This window comes from Streptomyces sp. NPDC051183 (genome assembly GCF_040682455.1).
Classification (GTDB): Bacteria; Actinomycetota; Actinomycetes; order Streptomycetales; family Streptomycetaceae; genus Streptomyces.
Map to the genome: position 1 here is coordinate 45,127 of NZ_JBFBBA010000048.1, position 6,622 is coordinate 51,748.

Sequence of the window (6,622 nt, forward strand, 5' to 3'; positions counted from 1 at the left end):
CGTGTGCGATCGCGAGCGCACCTGACCGCGTTCCTGAGGCAGCCCTATGCCGTCTACCGGGAGTACCCGCGGTGGGTCGCTCCCCTGGAAGCGGAGCGCCGCCGGTTCCTGGACCCACGAAGCAATCCCTACCTTCGGCGCGGTAACGCCGCATACTTCCTCGCCCAGCGCGGCAGTGAGACCGTCGGCCGCGTCGTGGCGCTCGTCGACCCGGACGGTCCCGAGGACCGGCGGGAGGGCCATCTCGGCTTCTTCGAGTGCGCCGACGACCCCTCGGCGGCCCAGGCTCTGTTCGACAGCGGAACCGACTGGCTGCGCACCCAGGCGGTGCGCACGGTCATCGGACCGATGAGCCCCAACGCGCACCACGAATGCGGCCTGCTCGTCGAAGGGTTCGACGACGCCCCCCTCATCGGGATCCCCTACAACCCCCCGTACTACGAGGAGTTGTTCACCAGCAACCATTTCGTGCCCGTCAAGGACCTGCTGTCCTGGCGAGTGCCCACCGGCAGCACCCGCGCCACGCAGGTCATCCGATACGCCGACGCCGTGAGCGGCCGAAACGGGCTGAGGGTACGGCCGGCGGACTTCCGGCGCTTCGCGGCCGAATCCGCTCTCGTCCGCGACCTGTACAACGAATGCTGGCGAGAGAACTGGGGCTTCGCACCCATGACCGAAGCCGAGTTCGTCCAACTGGCCCGCACCGTGCGCAAGGTCGCACCGGACGGTGTCCGCATCCTCGAAGCGGACGGGCGGGCGGCGGGATTCAGCGTCCTGCTTCCCGACCTCAACCAGGCTCTCGCCCCGGCCCGGGGGCGGCTGACGCGGGCAGGCTGGCCGAGCGGCGCCTGGCGTGTCTGGCGCGCCCAGCGTGCCGTCAATCGAGGGCGACTCATGGCCCTGGGGGTCCCCGATGCCCTCCGCCGCCGCGGCGCGGGATCTGTCCTCGTCGCCGATGCCCTGGCCCAGGCGCGTCAGAGCGGATGGGACGACCTCGACGTGTCGTGGATCCTCGCGGACAACGAACCCGCCAACCGCGGCATCGCCACCGCCGGCGGCGTGGTCCACAAACGCCACCGCCTCTACGGCAGGTGCCTAGTACACAACGGGGATTGCGCCTGCCTCGCCCCTGACCGCGAGGCATGAAGCACCGCGGGCTCGTCCTGAAGGAAGCCGACCATGAAGCTGACCCACGATCAGATCGCCGCCGTACTCGCCGACTTGACCGGCACGAGTGCGGAGGGAGTCACCCCGGACACCTTGATTTCATCCTTGGAGATGGACTCGCTCCTCATCGCCGAGTTCGTCACCATCCTCGCCGACGACCACGACGTCGCGGTGTCCGACGACCTCGACATCACCGACACGACCACCGTCAGGGAACTCCTGACGTCGTTCCAGCGCGACTCCGCCGGGCAGAGCACCGTCGGCTCCGGTGCCGCGTGACGGGCCAGATCGCGGTCACCGGCATCGGCCTGCTGACGCCGGCCGGCCTCGGCGTCGATGCCACTTGGGACGGCCTGACCTCAGGCCGCTCCTTCGCGGCCACCGACCCGCTCCTGGCAGGGCTGCCCGTCGACATCTCCTGCGCCCTTCCCGGTTTCACGGCGACCGAGTACATCGAGCACCGGCTCGCGCGCCGCACGGACCCGTTCATCCACATGGCCGTCGCGGCAGCCGAGCAGGCCGTCACCGACGCGCACCTGGTACCCGGAACAGCCGATCCCTCACGGATCGGGGTGGTCCTCGGCGTCGGCGGCAACAGCCTCCTCACCTACGGCGCCCAGCACAGCCGCATGGCCGCAGGCAAGTTCGCGCACGTATCGCCGTTGACGGTCTCCCGCAGCGTCCCGAGCATGGCCGCCGGTGAAGTCGCCACGTACCTCGACTTCCGGGGCCCGAACTTCACCGTGTCCAGCGCCTGCGCGTCCGGCGGCAACGCGATCGGCGTGGCCCGGGACCTGATCCGGTCGGGAACGTGCGACATCGTGCTCGCCGGGGGAGCCGAGAGCGGCCGTTCGCTGCTCGCCGCCGTCGCCTTCGCCCGCACCGGTGCCCTCTCCACCCGCCTGCACGATCCGGCGGGGGCGTCGCGTCCGTTCGACCGGGACCGCGACGGGTTCGTTCTCGGCGAAGGGGCGGCGGTCCTCGTTCTTGAACGCACCGAACACGCCCGCGCCCGTAAGGCTGCCAGTAGGGCCATGCTCGTGGGCTACGGCGCTGCCGCCGACGCCCACCATCCGACCGACCCGCACCCCGACGGGCGTGGACTGCGCCAAGCCATCACCGCGGCCCTCGCCGACGCCCGCCTCGACCCCGCCGACATCGACCACGTCAGCGCCCACGGTACCGCCACCCCGCTCGGCGATCCGGTCGAGGCCCTGGTCCTGCGGCACGTGTTCGCCTCCGCACCCCCGCCGGTCACCGCCTTGAAGAGCACCATCGGCCACGCCCTGGGCGCGGCGGCCGCGATCCAGGCCGCGTGCGCCGTGCTCAGCCTGTGCCACCAAGCCGTCCCGCCCACCGCGAACCTCGACAACCCCGACCCCGAGATCGACCTGGACATCGTGACCAAGGCTCCCCGCTCTGCCGCATTGCGCACGGTCCTGTGCAACGCCGCCGGCTTCGGAGGCGCCAATACCGCCCTGATCTTCCAGACGCCATGAGCCGGAGCGCAGGCGCCGCTGCCCACGATCGGAAAGCACCAGCATGCCTTGCGAAGTCGCCGTCACCGGCATCGGGATGATCACGCCGGGTGGGTCCACGACCGACGCCACCTGGGATTCCGTATGCCGCGGACGGAGCCTGGCCCGCACCGACCGCGCCCTGGCCGGGCTGCCCGTCGACATCTCGTGCGGCGTCGAGGACTTCGACGCCGACACCCTTTACGGCCGACGGCTGGCCCGGCGCCTGGACCGTTTCACCCACTTGGCCCTCGCGGCCGCACAGCAGGCCGTCACCGACGCGAAGCTCGACCCCACGACATGGGCGAACTCCCGGATCGCGGTCATCCTGGGCGTCGGCAGCAACAGCCTGCACACCTATGTGCGCGAGTTCACCTTGCTCGGCCGGGACCGGCCGGGCAGCGTCTCACCGGTCGCGCTGCCCCGAAGCGTGCCGAGCGCAGCCGCCGGCGAGGTCGCCCTCCTCCTCGGCGCTCGGGGCCCCAGCTTCACGGTCGCCTCCGCATGCGCCTCCGGTGCGACTGCCATCGCCGTCGCCGCCGACCTGGTCACCTCGGGCGCCTGTGACATCGCACTGGCCGGAGGCGCCGAATCCGGCCTGTCGCGCATGACCGCCACCTGCTTCCACCAGATGCGCTCCCTCTCCCGACGCACCGACGATCCCGAACACGCTTCACGGCCCTTCGACATCGACCGCGACGGCCTGGTCCTCGGCGAGGGCGCCGCCGTCCTCGTGCTCGAAAGCCCCCGGAACGCCCTGCGCCGCGGATCGCACTCCCGGGCCGTTCTGCGCGGACACGCCATGAGCAATGACGCCCACCACCCCGTCGCACCGCATCCCGATGGCAACGGGGCCGAACAGGCCCTGCGCGGCGCCCTGAGCGCAGCCGGGATGCGCCCGGGCGACATCGGCCACATCAATGCCCAGGGCACCTCCACCCCGGTCGGAGACGCCGCCGAGGCCAATGCCATCCTGCGAGTGTTCGGACAGGCCCCACCCCCGGTCACCGCACCCAAGAGCATCCTGGGCCACTCCCTCGGTGCCGCCGGCGCCATCGAAGCCGCACTCACCGTTCTCACCCTGGAGCACCAGCTGATCCCGCCCACGGCCAACCTCACCCTGCAGGACCCCGGCCGAGAGATCGACATCGTCACCCACAGCCCGCGTGTCACCCGGATCGAGGCCGCCCTCAGCAACTCCTTCGGGTTCGGCGGGTACAACGCCGTCCTGGCATTCGCCCGTTGCTGACGGACCTCGGCGGCATGACGGTAGCGGTGACCGGGGCCGCCGGGTTCATCGGCGGCCACCTGTGCCGCCGGATCGTGGAACTCGGCGGGGACGCCATCGCTCTGGCGCGCAAGAGGCCGGCACGCAACGGCCGGACGGGCGTTGGCGTGCGATGGGTCGACGTGGACTTGCCCCACGACGCCTCCCGCCTGACCTCCGTGGTGGCCGGCGCCGACATCGTCGTACATCTGGCAGGCACGTTGCGGGCACGCACGCGGGCAGAGTTCCATCACGGGAACGTGGCCGTGACACGTGCTGTCGTCGAGGTCCTCGCGGACACCCCCTCGCCCCCGCGGCTGGTCGTGTGCTCGTCGTTGGCAGCCGGCGGGCCGGCCCCGGCGCCGGGCGTCGCGCGCACCGAAGAACATCCGCCCGCTCCGGTTTCCTGGTACGGGCACAGCAAATTGGCCGCCGAGCGTGTCGCGCGGGACTTCTGCGGGCGCGTGCCCGTGGTCCTGGTCCGGCCGTCCATCGTGTACGGGCCGAACGACCGCGCGTTCGTGCCCTGGCTGGTCTCCGCAGTGCGTTCGGGAGTGGCGCTCCAGCCGGCGGGCCGGACCGGGCTGTACGCCCCGCTGCACGTCGACGACCTGTGCGACGGCCTCCTCGCCGCAGCCGTTCGGGGGGTGCCCGCGGTGCCACGGAGCAACGACAGCGGGCTGTACCACCTGGCGGAGGGGCGGCACTACACCCTTGCCGAGCTGACCGGATGCGCCGCCGCGGCCATGGGCAGGAGGGCTCCGAAGGTGCTGCCCGTCCCTGGTCCGCTCGTACAGCTGGCGGGATGGGTGGCGGAAGGCGCCTCGCAGCCGTTCGGGCACCTTCCGACCTTCAACCGCGACAAGGCCCGGGAAGCGTGCCTGAGTTGGACTTCCTCGCCCGAGCGAGCGCGGCGCGACTTGCAGTTCCACCCGCACGTGTCCTTCGAGGACGGCATGCGTGCGCTGTTCCAGTAGGCCCGACTCCGACGGATCAGTCGGTGTTTGACCCGCCCTGAGCCCCGGATGCCCCGGATGCGCAGGAGGCGGGCGACGACGGCGCGGCGCTCGGTGCGGTCCGCGCTTCCCACGTCCGGTACGCCAACTCGGCGACCACGGCCACCACGTGCTGTGGCCCGTCCGGATCGAGCCGGTCCACCCGCCCACGTGCGGCCTGCTGCCGCACGGCAGCGACCAGCTCCTGCGGATTGCGCGGCCACGGGACCAACCCGCTGCGGGCCAGGACAGCGGCATTCGGCCGGCCCTGCCCAGCGATGGGAGCGTAGGTCACGGCGGGCAGGCCGGCGGCCAGGGCCTCGGTCAGGGCCATTCCACCAGCGTTCTGCACGAGTACGTCCGCTGCCGCGGTCAAGACCGCCATGTCGCTGCGCCAGCCGAGTGCCACAACACCCGGAAGCGCGGAGCACCGCCGGTGCAGGCGGCGACTGCGGCCGCACAGCACGACGGGCACCACGTCGCGGGCCGAGCTCAGCGCCCGAGCGGTGGACGCCACGTCGCCCAACCCCAGCGAGCCCGACACCACGAGCGCCATCACCTGGTCGGTGCGGACACCCAGCTCCGCACGCACCGCGGCCCGTGCCGCGGCCTCGACCGGGGCCGCGAAGTCGGGGGAGGCCAACGGCCCGCCGACCTGCATGGGAATCCCGAACCGGGCACGGCCCTGCGCTGCCGTCGCCTCCGTCACCGTCAGGTGCAAGTCCATGCCGTCGTGGACCCACATGCGGTGGGCGTACGGATCCGTCAGGTACCCGACCGCCGGGACCGCCAGCTGCCCTGTCGCCCGGAGCATCCCCACCGTCTGGCAGGCCTGAGGGTACGTCGTGACGACCGTGTCGAAGCCCTCCGCCCAGCGGGCGACTTCGGGCATCGCCTTCCGGCAGGGCCGCCGGGCGATCGAGAAGACCGGTGCAGCGGCATCGGACGCCCGCCACAACCAGTCGTACATCCAGGGAAAGTACGCCACGGTGAACCCATAGCGTTGCAGCTGCCAACGGCTCGCGGCCGGCAGGGCGCCCAGGTAGTCGCGGCACGCTGCGTCCACGCCGTGCGGGCGCAGTCGGCATGCCAACTCTGCGGCGGCCCCGTTGTGACCTGCCCCCACCTCGGCGGTGAGTACGAGGACACGGGGTCGGCGCCCGCTGTGTCCGGGTGCGGAAGCGGCGATGCCGTGCGCTGTCATGGCGCCAGTTCTACCGGCTCGGCAGCAGCTCGCCCGGTGTCCGAACCGGTCAGCCACCTGTCCGGCGTAATGCGGCGCCGGTGCGTCAGCTCTGTTCCGTGTCTTCGCCGGTCTGCCCGGTGCTGCCCTTGGCCGCACGCGTCTTCTCGCGCATCTTGCGCACCAGCTCTGCCGGCAGGGCGACCTGACGGTCAGACGCAAGTACGTCGTGGTAGACGGCCCCGAGGGAGAGGAGTTGGGGCGCCGACAAGCCGCGGCGATCCTCGAAGTGCTTCGGTACCTCCATGCGCAACAAGGCGGATGCGCCGGAGGTAACGAAGGCCCGCGCCTCCCATCAGACAACCACTGACCCGAGTTCCCATCTTCTGGGTCCCCCTAGCCTCGGGCTTTCACGAGGTGGGCTGTCCGAAGCGTGATCGAAAACGCGAGAAGTGCTCCTGACCTGCAACGATAGGACTTGTCGAGGGTCCAG

At 71.4% G+C, this 6,622-nt stretch carries 7 protein-coding genes; 5 read left to right on the forward strand and 2 right to left on the reverse strand.

The window, feature by feature from the left end; translation table 11 throughout:
* Positions 1–3: 3 nt before the first annotated feature.
* Genes AB0M99_RS31810 through AB0M99_RS31830 form a run of 5 tightly spaced genes read left to right on the forward strand, consistent with a single transcriptional unit; the run spans position 4 to position 4,928 of the window.
* On the forward strand, positions 4–1,146 hold the full coding sequence (locus AB0M99_RS31810) for a GNAT family N-acetyltransferase (RefSeq protein WP_365926610.1): 1,143 nt from the start codon (positions 4–6) through the stop codon (positions 1,144–1,146).
* Positions 1,147–1,179: 33 nt separating this feature from the next.
* Positions 1,180–1,446: an acyl carrier protein gene (locus AB0M99_RS31815; RefSeq protein WP_365926612.1), complete on the forward strand. Its 267-nt coding sequence runs from the start codon at positions 1,180–1,182 to the stop codon at positions 1,444–1,446.
* Complete coding sequence (locus AB0M99_RS31820) at positions 1,443–2,666, forward strand: beta-ketoacyl-[acyl-carrier-protein] synthase family protein (RefSeq protein WP_365926614.1); 1,224 nt, start codon at positions 1,443–1,445, stop codon at positions 2,664–2,666. Before AB0M99_RS31815 ends, AB0M99_RS31820 begins: the two co-directional genes overlap by 4 nt.
* Before the next feature lie 43 nt (positions 2,667–2,709).
* Entirely contained in the window at positions 2,710–3,933 is a 1,224-nt protein-coding gene (locus tag AB0M99_RS31825) for a beta-ketoacyl-[acyl-carrier-protein] synthase family protein (RefSeq protein ID WP_365926616.1), read from the forward strand.
* Between the two features lie 14 nt (positions 3,934–3,947).
* Entirely contained in the window at positions 3,948–4,928 is a 981-nt protein-coding gene (locus tag AB0M99_RS31830) for an NAD(P)-dependent oxidoreductase (protein ID WP_365926618.1), read from the forward strand.
* A 16-nt stretch (positions 4,929–4,944) separates the two neighbouring features.
* Here AB0M99_RS31830 and AB0M99_RS31835 read toward each other — a convergent pair whose 3' ends face one another.
* Together AB0M99_RS31835 and AB0M99_RS31840 are read right to left on the reverse strand one after the other, a co-directional pair.
* Positions 4,945–5,916, reverse strand: a complete 972-nt coding sequence (locus tag AB0M99_RS31835; RefSeq protein WP_365926620.1) for a glycosyltransferase — start codon at positions 5,914–5,916, stop codon at positions 4,945–4,947.
* A 319-nt stretch (positions 5,917–6,235) separates the two neighbouring features.
* Positions 6,236–6,436, reverse strand: coding sequence for a hypothetical protein (locus AB0M99_RS31840; protein WP_365926622.1), 201 nt, complete (start codon positions 6,434–6,436; stop codon positions 6,236–6,238).
* Between the last annotated feature and the right edge of the window lie 186 nt (positions 6,437–6,622).

What these genes read in the sequence shown, in the direction of transcription:
- AB0M99_RS31815 (WP_365926612.1), top strand. Translation starts at nt 1,180, where the DNA reads ATGAAGCTGACCCACGATCAGATCGCCGCCGTACTCGCCGACTTGACC.
- AB0M99_RS31825 (WP_365926616.1), top strand. Translation starts at nt 2,710, where the DNA reads ATGCCTTGCGAAGTCGCCGTCACCGGCATCGGGATGATCACGCCGGGT.
- AB0M99_RS31830 (WP_365926618.1), top strand. Translation starts at nt 3,948, where the DNA reads ATGACGGTAGCGGTGACCGGGGCCGCCGGGTTCATCGGCGGCCACCTG.
- AB0M99_RS31835 (WP_365926620.1), bottom strand. Translation starts at nt 5,916, where the DNA reads ATGTACGACTGGTTGTGGCGGGCGTCCGATGCCGCTGCACCGGTCTTC.
- AB0M99_RS31840 (WP_365926622.1), bottom strand. Translation starts at nt 6,436, where the DNA reads ATGGAGGTACCGAAGCACTTCGAGGATCGCCGCGGCTTGTCGGCGCCC.